This is a genomic window from Mesoterricola sediminis, from assembly GCF_030295425.1.
Taxonomy (GTDB): domain Bacteria; phylum Acidobacteriota; class Holophagae; order Holophagales; family Holophagaceae; genus Mesoterricola; species Mesoterricola sediminis.
The window spans coordinates 3,594,907-3,611,251 of sequence record NZ_AP027081.1 but is presented as its reverse complement, the minus strand read 5'-3'; the positions used below and the strand labels follow the sequence as shown (position 1 = coordinate 3,611,251).

Below are 16,345 nucleotides of genomic sequence, written 5' to 3'. Positions count from 1 at the left end.
GGTACCCGTTCGCTTCCTGGAAGGCCCGATGCTGCCTCGACCCTCCGTGTCCCGCCCCTGTCTCCTCGCCCTGGCCGGCACCCTGGGCCTGAATGCCCAGCCGGCGCCCCTGCCGGACGGCGCCGCCCTCCAGGGCATGCTCGACCGCCTTCGGGTGCTGGGGACCGTCCTCTACGTGGCCGCCCACCCCGACGACGAGAACACCCAGGTCCTCGCCGCCCTGGCCCGGGGCCGCAAGGTCCGCACCGCCTACCTGTCCATGACCCGGGGCGGCGGCGGCCAGAACCTCATCGGCACGGAGCTGGGCGAGGCCCTGGCGGCCGTCCGGACCCAGGAATTGCTGGCCGCGCGCCGGGTGGACGGGGCCGAGCAGTGGTTCACCCGCGCCGTGGATTTCGGCTTCTCCAAGACCCCGGCCGAGACCCTGCGCGTGTGGGGCCACGACGCCGCCCTGGCCGACGTGGTGTGGGTCATCCGCCGGGTCCGCCCCGACGTGATCCTCACCCGCTTCACCCCCGAACCCGGCGGCACCCACGGCCACCACACGGCCTCCGCCATCCTGGCCCTGGAGGCCTTCCGCGCCGCGGCGGACCCCGCGGCCTTCCCCGAGCAGCTGGCCTACGTCCGGCCCTGGCAGGCCCGCCGCATCCTCTGGAACAGCTTCCGGCCCCGGGAGGGCCAGCCCGACGGCACCTTCACGCGGCTGGACCCCGGCGCCTACGATCCGCTGTTGGGCCGGTCCTACGCGGAACTGGCGGCGGAGAGCCGCAGCCAGCACCGGAGCCAGGGCTTCGGCGCCCTGCCGGTGCGGGGCGCCCGGCCCGAGACCTTCGAGCCCCTGGACGGGCAGAAGGCGCCCGGGGATCTGCTGGAGGGCGTGGACCTCACCTGGAACCGGGTTCCGGGCGGCGGCGAGGTGGACGCGCTCCTGGCCAAGGCCCGGGAAGCCTTCCGGCCGGAGGACCCCTCCGGCGCGCTGCCCTGGCTCCTGCGGGCCCGGGCGGCCCTGGACCGGCTGCCCCCGGATCCCTGGAAGGCCGTGAAGGGCCCCGAACTCACGGAGGCCATCCGCTGCGCGGCGGGGCTGTGGGCCGAGGCCACCGTGGAGCGCCCCAGCGCCGCCCCGGGGGAGACCGTCCCCGTCACCCTGACGGTGCTCTCCCGCCTGGCCCCGGGCATCGTCCTGGAAGGGATCGATCTGGGCGGAGGCGCCACGGCGCCGCGGACTTTGGAGGTGAACCAGCCCTTTTCCGAGACCCGGAGGCTCGCCGTGCCGGCCGACGCGGCGCCGGCCCCCGCGCCGGGCGCGGCGGCCCCCCCGTCGCCCCTGGCCGGCCTGCCCGAAGCGCCCCCCGCCTTCACGGCGGTGTTCCGGTTGTCCAGCGGCGGTGTCCCCTTCAGCCTCGCCGTGCCCGTGGTGCGCCGCCACCGGGACCCCGTCCTCGGGGAGCGGCGCGAACCCTTCCTCGTCGTGCCGCCCCTCCTGGTGAACCTGGCCGAGCCCGTCCAGATCCTCGCGGACGGGACCCCCCGGGTCCTGCGCCTGGACGTGATCGCCGGGCGGGGCCCCGTGGCCGGCACGGTCCGCCTGGCGCCGCCCCCGGGCTGGACGGCGGAGCCCGCCGCCTTCCAGGTGCGCCTGGACCGCGCGGGGGACGAGGCCCGCCTCGAGACCCGCCTCACCCCGCCGCCCGCCCCCGGCGGCGGCGCCCTGGCCGTGACGGTGGACACGGGCGCGGGGCCCGTCCCGGCCCTCTCCCGGCGCCTCGTGGACCATCCCCACATCCCGGTCCAGACCCTCCTCACCCCCGCCGGCGCCCGCGTCGCGCGCCTGGACCTGAAGAAGGGCGGCACGCGCATCGGCTACGTCATGGGCCCGGGCGACGAGATCCCGGCCCTGCTCCGGCCCCTGGGGTACCGGGTGGACCTCCTCTCCGACGAGGAGCTCGCCACGGCGGACCTCGCCGTCTACGACGCCATCGTCGTGGGCATCCGGGCCTTCAACACCCGGCCGCGCCTCGCCCAGCTCCGCACCCGGCTGCTCGACTACGTCGCCGCCGGCGGCACCGAGGTCGTGCTCTACGCCACCGACCAGGGCCTCGTGACCCCGGCCCTGGGGCCCTATCCCTTCACCGTGGGGCGCGGGCGCGTGACGGAGGAGGACGCCCCCGTCACCTTCCTCGCCCCGGACCACCCGGTCCTCGCCGGGCCCAACCGCATCGGCCCCGCGGACTTCCAGGGCTGGGTCCAGGAGCGCGGCCTCTACTTCGCCCAGGACTGGGACCCGCGCTACACCGCCGTCCTGGCCTGCTCGGACACCGGCGAGAAGCCCCTGGCCGGGGGCCTCCTGGCCGCGCCCTGGGGCCGCGGGCACTTCGTCTACACGGGGATCTCCTTCTTCCGCCAGCTGCCGGAGGGGGTGGGCGGGGCCTACCGGCTCTTCGCGAACCTCCTCGCCCTGAAGGGCGCCCGGTGAGCGGCCCCGAGGCGGGCGGCAGGCGCTGGGGGGCGGTCTACGCCCTGGTGATCCTGAACCTGCTGGCCTGCATCGTCCTGATGCGGGTCTTCTCGCGGGTGTTCTCGTGAGCCCCCTGGACTGGGCGGTCCTCGCCGGGTGCCTGGCCTTCGTGGTCCTCTTCGGGCTGTGGAAGGGCCGGGGGCACCGGGACGCCGAAGGCTACATCCTGGCCAACCGGGACGCGCGGTGGTTCACCATCTGCCTCTCCATCATGGCCACGCAGGCCTCGGCCATCACCTTCCTCTCCACTCCGGGCCAGGCCTACGTGGACGGGATGCGCTTCGTCCAGTTCTACCTGGGCCTGCCCCTGGCCATGGTGGTCCTCTCCGCCACCCTGGTGCCCCTGTTCCACAAGCTCAAGGTGTTCACCGCCTACGAGTTCCTGGAAGCGCGCTTCGACGCCAAGACCCGCACCCTCGCGGCCGGGCTCTTCCTCCTGCAGCGCGGGCTCGCGGTGGGGCTCACGATCTACGCCCCGGCCCTCGTGCTCTCCGTCCTGCTGGGCTGGGACATCCGGGTGAACCTGGCCCTGGTGGGCACCCTTGTGCTCATCTACACGGTCACCGGCGGCACCCGCGCGGTGAGCTGGGCCCAGAGCTGGCAGATGCTGATCATCACCTGCGGCATGGTGGCCGCCGGAGCCCTGGTGGCGCGGAGGCTCCCCGCGGGCGTCGGGTTCGCGGACGCCCTGCACGTGGCCGGGGGCCTGGGCCGCCTCAACGCCATCGACACCTCCTTCGACGTCACCAACCGCTACAACCTCTGGTCCGGCCTCATCGGGGGGTTCTTCCTCTCCCTCTCCTACTTCGGCACCGACCAGAGCCAGGTGCAGCGGTACCTCTCGGGCAGCTCCGTCTCCCAGAGCCGCATGGGCCTGCTGGCCAACGGCCTCCTGAAGGTGCCCATGCAGTTCCTCATCCTCCTGCTGGGGGTCCTCGTCTTCGCGGCGCACCAGTTCAGCCCGCCGCCGGTGTTCTTCAACCCCGCCCCCGTGAAGGCGGCCCTGGCGGGACCCCAGGCCTCCGAATGGCGGAAGATCGAAGCCCGGTGGGAAACGGTCGCGGGCGAGCGTGCGGCAGCCGCCCGGGCCTTCGCCGAGGCCCGCCGCCGGGGCGACGCGGCGCCGGAGCGGGAGGCCCTCGTCCGCGCCGACGCCCGGGCCGTGGAGGTGCGCAAGGCCGGCGTCGAGGTGCTCCGCAAGGCGGCCCCCGGCACCAATCCCAGCGACGTGAACTACATCTTCCTCTGGTACGTCCTCCACGCCCTGCCCGCGGGGGTCGTGGGCCTGGTGCTCGCCGCCGAGTTCTCCGCCTCCATGTCCAGCATGTCCGCGGAGATCAACGCCCTGGGGGCCACCACGCTCGTGGACCTGTGGCGCCGCTTCCGCAAGGGCGCCGGCCCCGCCTCGGAGGTGCGCGTCACCCGCCTCGCCACCCTGGGCTGGGGGATCTTCGCGGTGGCCTTCGCCGAGTACGCCAGCCGCCTCGGGTCCCTCGTGGAGGCCGTCAACCTCCTGGGCTCCCTCTTCTACGGCACGATCCTCGGCATCTTCATCGTCGCCTTCTACCTGAAACGGGTCCGTGGCGGCTCGGCCTTCTGGGCGGCACTGGTGGCCGAGGCGGCGGTGCTGGCCTGCTTTTTCCTGACCCCCATCTCGTTCCTTTGGTACAACGTCATCGGCTGCCTGCTTGTGGTCCTCCTGGCCTGGGTGTTCCAGGCCGCCGCCGGCACCGGCGTCATTGACAAGGCCCCGCCTGGGCTTGAAAATTGCAGTCGCATGTAGAGTGCCCCCCCTGGGGGGTCGGCAACCGAGCAGGATGCTGCGGTGCCCTGGACCTCACGGACCCATGCGCAGGAACCTCAACCTGAAACCCTGGAGAAACGCAATGTCCCATGAATTCCTCTTCACCTCGGAGTCGGTGTCGGAAGGGCATCCCGACAAGGTGTCCGACCAGATCTCCGACGCGGTGCTGGACGCCGTCCTGGCCCAGGACCCCCGCTCCCGGGTGGCGGCGGAGACCCTCTGCAACACCGGCCTCGTCGTGATGGCTGGGGAGATCACCACCGACGCCGTCGTCGACTACATCCAGGTGGCGCGCAACGTCATCCGCGACATCGGCTACGACAACACCGACTACGGCATCGACTACCGCGGCTGCGCCGTGATGGTCTGCTACGACAAGCAGAGCCAGGACATCAGCCAGGGCGTCTCCGAGGGCCAGGGCCTGGACAAGGAGCAGGGCGCCGGCGACCAGGGCCTCATGTTCGGCTACGCCTGCGACGAGACCGACGTCCTCATGCCCGCCGCCATCCACTACGCCCACCGGCTCATGGAGCGCCAGGCCGCCCTGCGCAAGTCCGGCCGCCTGCCTTGGCTCCGTCCCGACGCCAAGAGCCAGGTGACCCTCCGCTACGTGGACGGCCGGCCCGTTTCTGCCCGCAGCATCGTCCTCTCCACCCAGCACGCTCCGGAACTGGAGCACGCGGTGATCCGCGAGGCCGTCATCGAGGAGATCATCAAGCCCGTCATGCCGGCGGAGTGGCTCAAGGACACCGAGTACCTGGTGAATCCCACCGGGCGCTTCGTCATCGGCGGCCCCCAGGGTGACTGCGGCCTCACGGGCCGGAAGATCATCGTGGACACCTACGGCGGCATGGCCCCCCACGGGGGCGGCGCCTTCTCGGGCAAGGACCCCTCCAAGGTCGATCGTTCGGCTGCTTATGCCGCCCGCTATGTGGCCAAGAACATCGTGGCCGCCGGCCTCGCCTCCCGCTGTGAGATCCAGGTGGCCTACGCCATCGGCGTGGCCCGCCCCGTGAGCGTCATGGTCACCACCTTCGGCACCGGCAAGGTGGACGACGCGGTCCTCGAGCGGCTCGTCGCCGAGCACTTCGACCTGAGCCCCAAGGGCATCATCCGGTCGCTGGACCTCCTGCGCCCCATCTACCGCCAGACGGCGTCGTACGGCCACTTCGGCCGCATCGGCGACTTCCCCTGGGAAAAGACGGACAAGGCCGGCCTCCTGGCCGACGCCGTCAAGCGCTGACCGGGGTCCACCCTCCGCGTCCGTCCTGGCCGCCGCATCCACCGGCGGGAAGGACGGACGCGGAGGCGCGTCGGCCCCGGGGCTGATCAGGGAACGGGCTGGGTCTCGGGCGCCTGGGGGGCATGGAGGGGGCAGGGGGTCTGGGGCTCGGTGCCGGCCACGAACCAGGCCTCGGCGGTGGCGGGGCAGGCGTCGGTGGCCACCTGGCCGCTGGCGGGATCCACGGTCACCTGGACGGCCCCTTCAGGGGCCTGGAAGGGCTCGGGCTCGGCGTGGCCCACGGCCTTCCTCATGAAGCGCTCCCAGATGGGGGCCGCCACGGCGCCGCCGGTGAAGCCCCGGCCACCCGGGCGGGGCCGGTCGAAGCCCACCCACACGCCGGCGGCCAGGTGGGGGGTGAAGCCCACGAACCAGGCGTCCTGCTGGTCCTCGGTGGTGCCGGTCTTGCCGGCGCAGGGGTGTTCCTGGGCGAAGGTGCGCAGGGCCTTGGCGGTGCCGTGCAGGAGGACGTCCTGCATCATCCAGGCGGTGACAAAGCAGGCGGCCGGGTTGAACACCGCCTGGACCGAGGGCGCGTGCTCCACCCAGGCCCCGGTCCGCAGGTCATGGGTGCGGAGGATCGTGCGGGCCTGGGCCAGGTTGCCGGGGTTGGCCAGGGGCGTGTAGGCCTGCACCAGGTCCTTGAGGGTCACCTCGCTGGTGCCCAGGGCCAGGGACAGCCCGTTGGCGGCCCGGAGGGGCAGGCCCATTCGTCCGGCCGCTTCCACGAAGGCGGGGAGGCCCACCCGGTCCAGGACCTTCACGGCCACGACGTTGCTGGAGTGGGCGAGGGCCTCGGCGAGGGTGGGGTCCTCCAGGTGCTCGCCGGCGAAGTTCCGGGGCTTCCAGGGGCGGCCCCCGGCGCCCGGATAGGCGACGGGGTCGTCGTTCCAGCGGCTGGTCGCGGTGAGGCCCTGGTCCACGGCGGTGGCGTAGAGCAGGGGCTTGATGGCGGAGCCGGGCTGGCGCCGGGAGGTGAAGGCCCGGTTGAGGGACCGGGCCTGGCCCTCGGCGTCCCCCACCGCGGCGAGGACGTCCCCCGTGAGGGGATCCAGGGCCACCAGGGCGCCCTGGAGGTCGGGGGAAAGGCGCTTCACCCCCTCCCGGAGCGTTCGTTCCGCCGCCTTCTGAAGTTCCAGGTCCAGGGCCGCGAAGACCTCCAGGCCTCCCCGTTCGACGGCGTCCTCCCCCAGCTCGGTCGCCAACTGGGCGCGCACCTGGGCCAGGTACGAGGGCGCCTGGGGCAGGGGCTGCACGGCGGCCGGATGCCGCCAGAAGTCCTGCTTCCGGGCGGCGGAGACGTAGCCCAGCTCCTCCAGGCGCTTCAGGACCACGTCCCGGCGCAGGGCCACGTCCGCGGGCTTCCCCAGGGGGTTGTAGCGGCCGGGGTTCTTGGGGACGCCGGCCAGGAGGAGGCACTCCGCCTCCGTGAGGGCCTCGGGGTTCTTGTCGAAGTAGAGGCGGGCCGCCTGGGCGAGGCCCCAGGCGCCGTTCCCGAAGTAGATCTCGTTGAAGTACATCTCCAGGATCTGGTCCTTGGAGTACTTCTTCTCGAAGTCCATGGCCATGCGCGCTTCCTGGAGCTTGCGGTCCAGGGTCCGCTCGTTGGAGAGGAAGCGGTTCTTGATGAGCTGCTGGGTGATGGTGGAGCCGCCCTCGGCCATGCGCCCGTGGGTGACGTCCCGCACCAGGGCGCGGGCGATGCCCTTCAGGTCGATGCCGCCGTGCTCGTAGAACCGGGCGTCCTCCACGGCCAGGAGGGCCTGGCGCAGGAAGGCGGGGATGCGGTCCAGGGTGACCCACGTTCGCCGGCTGGGCTGGATCCGCCCCACGAACCGCCCCTGGCGGTCCATCACCGTGATGGAGGCGGTGCCGGGCGGCAGCTGGGGGAACCGGGCGATGGGGTCCTGGCCCCAGGCGGTGACGGCAAGGAAGAGAAGGAACCAGGGACGACAGGCCATCCCCCCATTCTACCGGAGCGGGGCGGGGGCCAGGCCCGAGAGGGCGGGGCCGTTGAGAACCTCGCCCAGGGCGCTGAAGCGGGACCCGTGGCAGGGGCAGTCCCAGGTGTGCTCGCCCGGATTCCAGGCGACGATCCCCCCCAGGTGGGGGCAGACGGCTGAGCATGCATGGGCGCTTCCCTCCGGGTCCCGGTACACGGCCACCTTGGACAGGCCCCGGCGGACGACGGCGCCCTCGCCGGGGGGGATGACCTCCTCGCCGGGCACCTCCCCCGGGGTGACCCAGGCCGCGAACTGGAGGGCCGCGTTGGCGTTCTCCCGGGTGAAGACGGAGGCCGCCCGCAGGGTCTTGCGGGCGGGATCGTACAGGGGGGCCCAGGGGTTGGGCAGGCCCACGATGAGGTCGGTGATGAGGAGGCCGGCGATGGTGCCGTGGGTCATCCCCATGCCGGAATCCCCCGTGGCGATGTACACGTTGGGGGCGTCCAGGGGGTTGCGGCCGATGTACGCCAGGCCGTCCACGGGCTCCAGCACCTGGCCGGACCAGCGGTGGTCCACGGGGCCGAGGGTGGGGAAACGCACCCGGGCCCAGGCCTCCAGGCGGTCGTAGGGGCCGGTCCCGTCGCCCTGCTGGCCCGTCTTGTGATCCTCCCCGCCCACGATGAGCACATCCTCGCCGGTGCCGTCGCCTCGCAGGCGAACGTAGTGGTACGGGTCCCCCGTGTCCCAGTACAGGGCGGCCTCCAGGGCGCCGGGGGGGATCCGGGCGCTGATGGCGTAGGTGCGGTAGGGGGCCTGCTTGGTGTGGATGGCGTACCGGTCGTTGATGGGGGTGTTGGTGGCCACCACGACGGCCCGGGCCGTCACCGTGGGGCCGGTGGCCGTGCGCACCCGGGCGGGGTCGCCCCCCTCCACCGCGATGACGTGGGCGCCGGACCAGAGGTGGCCGCCATCCCGGAGGATGCCGGCGGCGAGGCCGGCCATGTAGGCGACGGGGTCCAGCTGGCCCTGGCGGGCGAAGCGGAGGCAGGCGCCCGGGTCGAAGCCGGCCATGGGGAGGCGGGGCACCTTGTCCACCTCCAGCCCGGCGCGCCGGGCCGCCACCAGTTCCTGGTCCAGGAGGTCCGGCGGGCCCCCGGGCGCCAGGAACAGGTAGCCGGGGAGCCGCCTGAACCCGCAGGGGATGCGCTCCTGGACCACGATCCGGCCGATGTGGTCGATGGCGGAGGCGTGGCTGTCCGCCGCGAGGCGGGCCCCCTCGGCGCCGTGGAGCCGCTCGAGCTCCACGAAACGATCGTCCACGGCGCTGGCGAGGTGGGCCGTCGTGCGCCAGGTCTGGCGCCGGCCGGGGAGGCCCTCGTCCAGGACCGTGACCGCCCGGCCCGCGCGGCCCAGCTGGTAGGCCGTCGTCAGGCCGGCGATCCCGGCGCCGATCACGCACACATCCGTGTCCAGGTCCGCCGCCAGGACGGGCGGGGCCGGGGCCGGCCCCTCCATCCACAGGGAGACGCTCTGCCCGTCGCGGTCCTCCATGCTCCACCTCCGCGGAGCTTCGATGACGCGAAGGGGCGCCGGGTTCAGCCGGCGGGCGCATTCCTGAAGAAGTCCGTGAGGCGGGCCAGGGCCCGGTCCAGGTCCGGGAGGGGGGCCGCCAGGGAGATCCGCAGGTGGCCGGGGGCTCCGAAGGGGGTGCCGGGCAGGACCTTCACGCCGGCGGCGTCCCGCAGACGATCGGCCAGCTCTCCGTCCGTGGCCACCCCATGGTCGGCCATCCAGGCGCCGACCCCGGGAAAGAGGTAGAGGGCGCCCTCCGGCCGCTGGCAGGTGAGGCCGGGCAGGGCCGCCAGGCCCGCCTGGAAGCGGTCGCGGCGGAGGCGGAGGCCGTCGCGCACGGCGGCCTCCCAGGTCCCGTCCAGCGCCAGGGCGGCGATGCCCGCATGCTGGGCGAGCATGGAGGCGTGGGTGACGCTGGTGGAGGCCAGGGCCGTCATGGCCCGCACCAGGGCGCGGGGGCCCGCGGCGCAGCCCAGGCGGTACCCGGTCATGGCGAAGCGCTTGGAGAAGCTCTCCACGACGAGGGTGCGGTCCGCCAGCTCCGGGTGGGCCCGCAGGAGGGGCCGTTCGGGACCGTCCAGGGTGAGGGTGCCGTAGACCTGGTCGGCGATGACGAGGAGATCCCGGTCCCGGGCCAGGGTGGCCAGCTCCGCGAGGCGGGGGGCGTCCCAGACCCGGCCGGTGGGGTTGCAGGGCTGATTGAGGATCACCGCCCGGGTGCGCGGCGTGGCCGCCGCGGCGAGGGCGCCCGGGGCGGGCAGGAGCCCGGGGTCCGGGCCCACGGCCACCGGGATCCCCCCCGCCCACGCCACCTGGTCCCGGAAGGTGGGCCAGGCGGGGAGGGGGATGAGGACCTCGTCCCCGGGCTCCAGGACGCAGCGCAGGGCGTCCAGGATCGCGGGCTTGCCGCCGGCGGTGACGAGCACGTCGTCCGGGTCCCGCGCCACCCCGTCCCGGGCCGACAGGTCGCGGGCGAGGAGCTCCCGCAGCCGGGGCAGGCCCTGGACGGGGCCGTAGCGGGCGCGTCCCTCCAGGGCGGCCCGGGCCGCGGCCTCGCGCACCTCCGGCGGGGGCGGGCCCTCGGGCTCGCCCACGGTGAGGTCGATGGGGTCGGGATGGCGGCTGGGCCGGGCCGCGGCCGCCATGGTGGGGGAGAGGCCGGCGCCGGCCGCGCGCGCGTTGAGCTTCACCACGCCCTCCCCTGGGACGCGAGGATGGGCCGCAGGCCCGCGGCCAGGGCCGCCATGTCCTCCCGGGTGAGGGCCTGGGCCTTGTCGCACAGGGCCGTCTCCGGCCAGGGGTGCGCCTCCACGATGAGGCCGTCGGCCCCCGCGGCGGCGGCGGCCAGGGCCAGGGGCACCACGAGCTCGCGTTCCCCGGCGGCGTGGCTGGGGTCCACGATCACCGGCAGGTGCGTCATCCGCTTGAGGACGGGCACGGCGCTCAGGTCCAGCGTGGCGCGGGTCGCGGTCTCGAAGGTGCGGATGCCCCGCTCGCAGAGGATCACCCGCTGGTTGCCCCCGGCGAGGATGTACTCGGCGGCCAGGAGGAACTCCTTCAGGGTGGCGCTCATGCCCCGCTTGAGGAGGATGGGCTTGTCCAGGCGACCCAGCTCCTTGAGCAGGGCGAAGTTGTGCATGTTGCGGGCGCCGACCTGGAGCATGTCCACATGGGGGGCCACGTCGGGGATGTCCTCCTGGGTGAGGATCTCGGTGACGGTGGGCATGCCCGTCTCCCGCCCGGCCTCCTTGAGCAGGGCCACCCCCTCGAGGCCGAGGCCCTGGAAGGCATAGGGGGAGGTGCGGGGCTTGAAGGCGCCGCCCCGGAGGATGGCGGCCCCGGCGGCCCGGACCATGCGGGCCCCCTCCAGGATCTGGTCGCGGCTCTCCACGGCGCAGGGGCCGGCCATCAGCACGAAGGCGCCTTCGCCGACCTGGATGGGACCGACGTTCACCCGGACCCGGCCCGGGCGCGGCGGCGCGGGCTCGGGCTCCACGGCGCAGGAGAGGGGCGCGGGCGGCTCCAGGACCGCGGGGACCTGCTCCATCGCGGGCTCGGCGCCCCGGGCCCGGTGGGGGTAGCTCCCGAGGACGCGCAGGTGGTTGCAGGCGCTCCGCAGCTCCTTCAGGGCCCGGGCCAGGTGGGGCGAGGCCTGGTTGCCCTCCACGTCCACGAAGAACAGGTACTCCCAGGGCGTGGCCGGCAGGGGGCGGCTCTCGATGCGGGTGAGGTTGGCCCCCGCGGCGGAAAGGATGCCGAGGGCCCTGGCCAGGGTGCCCTCGTGGTGGTTGAGCCGGAAGACGAGGGAGGTCTTGGCGGGCACCCGGGGATCGGGGCCCTCCGGTTCCCGGGCGATGAGGAGGAAGCGGGTCTCGTTGCGCTCCTGGTCCGCGATGCCCGTCGCCAGGACGTCCAGGCCCCGGGCCCGGGCGGCCTCCTCGGAGCAGATGGCCGCGATGGCGGGGTCCCGGTCCTCCAGGAGGGACTCGGCCGCGCCCGCGGTGTCGAACCAGGGCTGGCGCACCACCTCCTCCAGGCCCCGCAGGTAGCCCTCGCACTGCACGAGGGCCGCGGGGTGGCTGCGGACGGTGCGCACCTGGTCCAGCGCGGCGCCGGGAAGGCCCGCCAGCACCTGGTCCACCTCCCACACCTCCTCGTCGACGATGTGCAGGGTGTTGTCGATGAGGAGGCGGTTCACGTCGGCGATGGCCCCGCCGATGCTGTTCTCGATGGGCAGGAAGGCGTAGTCCAGGGTCCCGGCCTGGAGGGCCTCCACCACGTCCTGGAAGAGGGCGTAGCCCCGGAGGTCGGCGCCCCGGACGCTGCGGGTGGCCAGGAGGTGGGCCGCGGCCAGGGAGCTGTGGGAGCCCGGGACGCCCTGGTAGCCCACGGTGATGCGGCGGGCGCTGGCGGGGCTGCCCTCCACCAGCGGCTCCTGGAGGCGGCGGGAGTGGCTGAGGATCTCCTTGAGGACCCGGCGCGTGAAGGGCGCGGACAGCCCCAGGGCCTCCGCGTCGCGGAGCCAGGCGGCGAGGACCCCCCGCTCCCGGTCGTTGTCCAGGATGGGGCGGTCCCCGTCGGTGGCCTTGGCCTGGGCCACGGAGCGGACGGCGTCGAAACGGCGGGCCAGGAGGCGGATGATCTCGCGGTCCGTCTCGTCGATGAGGGTCCGGGCGGCGCCCAGGGTGTCGGGGTTCGGGTGCATGCGGTACTCCAGGTGGGGAATGCCGCCGTCGCCGGATGGATGAGGAAGACCCCGCCCGCCGGTAACGGCGGACGGGGTGAAGGGGTGAGCGCGTTCTTCCTTAGGCTCCGGCCTTGCCCAGTCCACCGCCGAAGCCGAAATAGAATCGGCCGGCGGCGCAGGTAAAGGCGTAGAACATCCTCATGAGGCAACTATCCGATCGGAGGGGCCTCCTGTCAATGGAACGGGGCGGCATCCGGAGATCGAATGGGCCGATAAGCGGAAGGGCGGGGGGTCACGCCGGCGTAGCGAACCAGGAAACGGTCCACCATGTCCGCCAGGGTGGCGTCGGTTTCCAGGCAGCCGGCGACGCTGATGGACCCCGCGGAGAGGACCGCGCCCCCCGCCGGCGTCTCGAAGAACACGATGTCCCCGCCCCCGTCGCCGGGGTTCAGGCCATGGGCCAGGAGGACGGCCCCCGGGGGCGTGCCGGGGCCGGCCTTGTCGGTCTCCCCGCCCGACCCGCCCCCCCGGTTCTCCCCGTGGGCCGCCAGGAGGGCGCCCCGGGTCAGGCCCCTCCGGGCCAGCAGCCAGTGGCCGGGCGCGAGGACGCGGAAGGGCGCGTAGGTGTGGAGGCCCCGGGGATCGGACTGGACGCCCAGGAGGGGCCGGCTGGGGACCCCCAGCTCCTTCCAGAGGCCGCCCCGTTCGCCGGTTTGCGCATGCAGGCCCCGGTCCTTGCGGCACTCCAGCTGGTCGCCACGCAGCGTCACCTTCCACCAGAGGACGTTGCCCGACAGGTTCAGGACGCTGCCGCCGGCGGCCAGGAAGGCCTCGAGGCGGTCCACCATCTCCCGGCTCCAGTACTCGGCGTGGGTGGTGATCACGAAGGCCTTGCAGGCCGCCAGGGCCGCGGGGTCCCCGTGCAGGTCCTGGTCGGCGATCTGGCGGTAGGGGATCCGCCGCGCCTGCAGGAACCGGTGGATGGGCTTCTCGGCGTAGCCCGTGTGGCCCTTGGGGCTGTCGGTGGAGGCCGCCAGGTCCGGCCGGGCCAGGCTGACCAGGGTCTCGAAGCCCGCCTCCGGTTCCCGGGGCTCCTCGCCCTTGTAGAAGGACCCCCCGCCCCAGGGGTTGTAGGCCTGCCAGGTGAAGGTGTTGGCCATGACCACCACGGGCGGGCCCGGGGGGCCGCGCAGCACGAAGGGCACGTAGAAGGCGCTGCGGGCCCGGGGGTCGGCCAGCTTCACCGCGTACAGGCCCGACGGCCAGTCCCGGGACAGGGGGATCGTGCAGGTCACGGGCCAGCCCGCCCCCGTGCGGAAGCCCTCGGGGGGGATGAACCGGGGTTCGGCCGGGACGTCGGCCTGGAGCGCGAGGGGGCGTTCGTCGGCCCCGACGCGGAAGACGTCCCAGGCGAAGGCGCCGTGCAGGGCGTGGGCCCGCAGGGCCAGGGCCTCCCCCGGATCGTGGCTGACGCCGTCCACGTACCCCGCCACCACCGCCGCCTCCCGCTTGGGCGGCTCCGCGCGGGCGGGGGACAGGAGGGCCAGGAGCAGGGGGAGCAGGGCCGGGAAGCGCATGGAGCTTGGATGCCGCCCCCGCCCCCTTATGTCAGCGGTAGGCGGGGATGCCCGTGACCTGCTCGCCCACGATGAGGGTGTGCATGTCGTGGGTGCCCTCGTAGGTGTAGACGCTCTCCAGGTTGGCCATGTGGCGCATGACGGGGTACTCGTCGAGGATGCCGTTGGCCCCGAGGATGGTCCGGGCCTTGCGGCAGATCTCCAGCGCCACGTTGACGTTGTTCATCTTGGCCATGGAGACCTGGGCGGGGGTGCTGGCGTCGGCCCCCTTGAGGCGGCCCAGCTGCAGGGCGAGTAGCTGCCCCTTGGTCAGCTCGGTGACCATCCAGGCCAGCTTCTCCTGCTGGAGCTGGTAAGAGGCGATGGGCCGGTCGAACTGGACCCGGCTCTGGGCGTAGTCCAGGGCGCACTGGTAGCAGGCGTCGGCGGCCCCCAGGGCCCCCCAGGCGATGCCATAGCGGGCCTGGGTGAGGCAGGAGAGCGGGGCCTTCAGGCCCTTGGCGCCGGGCAGGAGGCTCGTCTCCTCATCCACCACCACGTCCTCCAGGACGAGCTCGGAGGTGACGGAGGCCCGGAGGCTCCACTTGCCGTGGGTCTCGGGGGCGCTGAAGCCCGGCGCGCCCTTCTCCACGAGGAAGCCGCGGATGCCGCCGTCCGTCTTCGCCCAGACGATGGCCAGGTCGGCCACGGTCCCGTTGGTGATCCACATCTTGGTGCCGTTCAGGCGCCACTTCCCGCCCCCGAGGCGCTCGGCGCGGGTCAGCATGCCGCCCGGGTTGGAGCCGAAGTCGGGTTCGGTGAGGCCGAAGCAGCCGACCTTCGCCCCGGAGGCGAGGAGGGGGAGCCAGTGGGCCTTCTGGGCCTCGCTGCCGTAGGCGTGGATGGGCCACATGACCAGGGAGCCCTGGACGGAGGCGAAGGAGCGCAGCCCCGAATCGCCCCGCTCCAGCTCGTACATGAGGAGCCCGTAGGCGGTCTGGGAAAGGCCCGCGCAGCCGTAGCGCTCCGGGAGGGTGGGCCCGAAGAAGCCCAGCTCGCCCATGGCGGGGATCAGGTGGGCGGGGAAGGTCATGGCCTGGGCGTGGCCCTCGATGATGGGCAGCACCTCCCGGTTCACGAACTCCCGGGCGGTCTCCCGGACCATCCGCTCCTCTTCGGTGAGGAGGCCTTCCAATCCCATGTAGTCCGTCATGTGGGTGAAATTCGCGTAGGCGCCGGCCATGGTTCCTCACCTCCAAGGAAGGATGGTGCCACAATGTGGCCACGGACCCCACACCCCGCGAGAGCCGACCATGAAGAACAAGATCCGACGCATCGCCATCAGCACCGGCGGAGGCGACGCCCCCGGCCTGAACGCCGTGATCCGGGCCGCCACCCTCGCCGGCATGGACCGGGGCTGGGAGGTCTACGGCATCCGGGAGGGCTTCAACGGCATCTTCTTCCCCGAACGCTACGCCGACGGCGGCTTCATGCGGCTCACCCGGGACCGGATCCGGGGGATCACGCACCTGGGGGGGACCATCCTGGGCACCACCAACAAGGGCAACCCCCTCCACTTCCCCCTGAAGATGCCCGACGGCACCGTCAAGGAGGTGGACCGCACCGGGGAGATCCTTGAATTCTTCGCCAAGCGCGAACTGGACGCCCTCATCTCGGTGGGCGGCGACGGCAGCCTCACCATCGCCAACGCCCTGGCCGAGCGCGGCCTCCGGGTGGTCGGGGTCCCCAAGACCATCGACAACGACCTGGACAAGACCTTCACCACGTTCGGCTTCGACACGGCCGTGGCCTTCGCCACGGAATGCCTGGACCGGCTCCACAGCACCGCCGAGAGCCACCAGCGGGTGATGGTCGTGGAGGTGATGGGCCGCTACGCGGGCTGGATCGCCCTGCACGCGGGGATCGCCGGCCGGGCCCACGCCATCCTCATCCCCGAGATCCCCTTCGACCTGGAGCGCGTCGTCGAGAAGATCCGGACCCGGGACGCCAACAACCAGCAGTACACGATCGTCATGGTGGCCGAGGGCGCCACCCCCAAGGACGGGGCGCGCATCCTGGCCGCGCCGGCGGAGACGGGCCACGCCGAGCGCCTCGGGGGCATCGGGGAGCAGGTGGCCCAGGCCCTCCAGGAGCGCACCAACAAGGACGCCCGGGTCGTCGTGCTGGGCCACCTCCTGCGGGGCGGCAGCCCCACGGCCTTCGACCGCCTGGCGGCCCTGCGCTTCGGCGCGGCGGCGGTGCGCGGCCTGGAACAGGGGGAGACCGGCGTCATGGTGGCCCTGGCCATCGACGGCGTCCGCTATGTGCCCCTGGAGGAGGTCGCCGGCCGCATGAAGGCCGTGCCTCTGGACGGGGACACCGTCCAGACCGCCCGGGACCTGGGCATCTGCATGGGCGACCGCTAAAGGGACGGACGGGATTCCGGCTGGGCAACCAGCCTGCTGTGTGCACTTGGACACAAA

General features: G+C 73.3%; 10 protein-coding genes. 4 read left to right on the top strand and 6 right to left on the bottom strand.

What is annotated here, in order from left to right:
* The first annotated feature begins 28 nt into the window (after window positions 1–28).
* From R2J75_RS15700 to metK, 3 genes are all read left to right on the top strand, one after another.
* The gene (locus R2J75_RS15700; RefSeq protein WP_316410555.1) at window positions 29–2,476 is read left to right on the top strand and encodes a PIG-L family deacetylase; all 2,448 of its coding nucleotides are present in this window, start codon (window positions 29–31) and stop codon (window positions 2,474–2,476) included.
* Window positions 2,477–2,582: 106 nt separating this feature from the next.
* Window positions 2,583–4,301: a sodium:solute symporter gene (locus tag R2J75_RS15695; RefSeq protein ID WP_243333505.1), complete on the top strand. Its 1,719-nt coding sequence runs from the start codon at window positions 2,583–2,585 to the stop codon at window positions 4,299–4,301.
* A 103-nt stretch (window positions 4,302–4,404) separates the two neighbouring features.
* Entirely contained in the window at window positions 4,405–5,565 is a 1,161-nt protein-coding gene (metK, locus tag R2J75_RS15690; RefSeq protein WP_243333503.1) for a methionine adenosyltransferase, read from the top strand.
* Between the two features lie 86 nt (window positions 5,566–5,651).
* Here metK and R2J75_RS15685 read toward each other — a convergent pair whose 3' ends face one another.
* From R2J75_RS15685 to R2J75_RS15660, 6 genes are all read right to left on the bottom strand, one after another.
* On the bottom strand, window positions 5,652–7,565 hold the full coding sequence (locus tag R2J75_RS15685) for a transglycosylase domain-containing protein (RefSeq protein WP_243333501.1): 1,914 nt from the start codon (window positions 7,563–7,565) through the stop codon (window positions 5,652–5,654).
* 9 nt (window positions 7,566–7,574) lie between these two features.
* Window positions 7,575–9,098, bottom strand: a complete 1,524-nt coding sequence (locus R2J75_RS15680) for an FAD-dependent oxidoreductase (protein WP_316410552.1) — start codon at window positions 9,096–9,098, stop codon at window positions 7,575–7,577.
* Window positions 9,099–9,142: 44 nt separating this feature from the next.
* Window positions 9,143–10,309 carry a pyridoxal phosphate-dependent aminotransferase gene (locus tag R2J75_RS15675; RefSeq protein WP_316410551.1) on the bottom strand — a complete coding sequence of 389 codons (1,167 nt, stop codon included), beginning with the start codon at window positions 10,307–10,309 and terminating at the stop codon, window positions 9,143–9,145.
* Entirely contained in the window at window positions 10,306–12,324 is a 2,019-nt protein-coding gene (gene aroF, locus R2J75_RS15670; protein WP_243346767.1) for a 3-deoxy-7-phosphoheptulonate synthase, read from the bottom strand. Before aroF ends, R2J75_RS15675 begins: the two co-directional genes overlap by 4 nt.
* Window positions 12,325–12,539: 215 nt before the next feature.
* The gene (locus R2J75_RS15665; RefSeq protein WP_316410550.1) at window positions 12,540–13,883 is read right to left on the bottom strand and encodes a N,N-dimethylformamidase beta subunit family domain-containing protein; all 1,344 of its coding nucleotides are present in this window, start codon (window positions 13,881–13,883) and stop codon (window positions 12,540–12,542) included.
* 31 nt (window positions 13,884–13,914) lie between these two features.
* A complete protein-coding gene (locus tag R2J75_RS15660; RefSeq protein WP_316410549.1) occupies window positions 13,915–15,105 on the bottom strand; it encodes an acyl-CoA dehydrogenase family protein in 1,191 nt (396 codons plus the stop codon).
* A 70-nt stretch (window positions 15,106–15,175) separates the two neighbouring features.
* Between R2J75_RS15660 and R2J75_RS15655 the strand changes: the two genes are divergently transcribed.
* Entirely contained in the window at window positions 15,176–16,288 is a 1,113-nt protein-coding gene (locus R2J75_RS15655) for a 6-phosphofructokinase (protein WP_243333489.1), read from the top strand.
* The last annotated feature ends 57 nt before the right edge of the window (window positions 16,289–16,345 follow it).

What these genes read in the sequence shown, in the direction of transcription:
- R2J75_RS15700 (WP_316410555.1), top strand. Translation starts at nt 29, where the DNA reads ATGCTGCCTCGACCCTCCGTGTCCCGCCCCTGTCTCCTCGCCCTGGCC.
- metK (WP_243333503.1), top strand. Translation starts at nt 4,405, where the DNA reads ATGTCCCATGAATTCCTCTTCACCTCGGAGTCGGTGTCGGAAGGGCAT.
- R2J75_RS15685 (WP_243333501.1), bottom strand. Translation starts at nt 7,565, where the DNA reads ATGGCCTGTCGTCCCTGGTTCCTTCTCTTCCTTGCCGTCACCGCCTGG.
- R2J75_RS15680 (WP_316410552.1), bottom strand. Translation starts at nt 9,098, where the DNA reads ATGGAGGACCGCGACGGGCAGAGCGTCTCCCTGTGGATGGAGGGGCCG.
- aroF (WP_243346767.1), bottom strand. Translation starts at nt 12,324, where the DNA reads ATGCACCCGAACCCCGACACCCTGGGCGCCGCCCGGACCCTCATCGAC.
- R2J75_RS15665 (WP_316410550.1), bottom strand. Translation starts at nt 13,883, where the DNA reads ATGCGCTTCCCGGCCCTGCTCCCCCTGCTCCTGGCCCTCCTGTCCCCC.
- R2J75_RS15660 (WP_316410549.1), bottom strand. Translation starts at nt 15,105, where the DNA reads ATGGCCGGCGCCTACGCGAATTTCACCCACATGACGGACTACATGGGA.
- R2J75_RS15655 (WP_243333489.1), top strand. Translation starts at nt 15,176, where the DNA reads ATGAAGAACAAGATCCGACGCATCGCCATCAGCACCGGCGGAGGCGAC.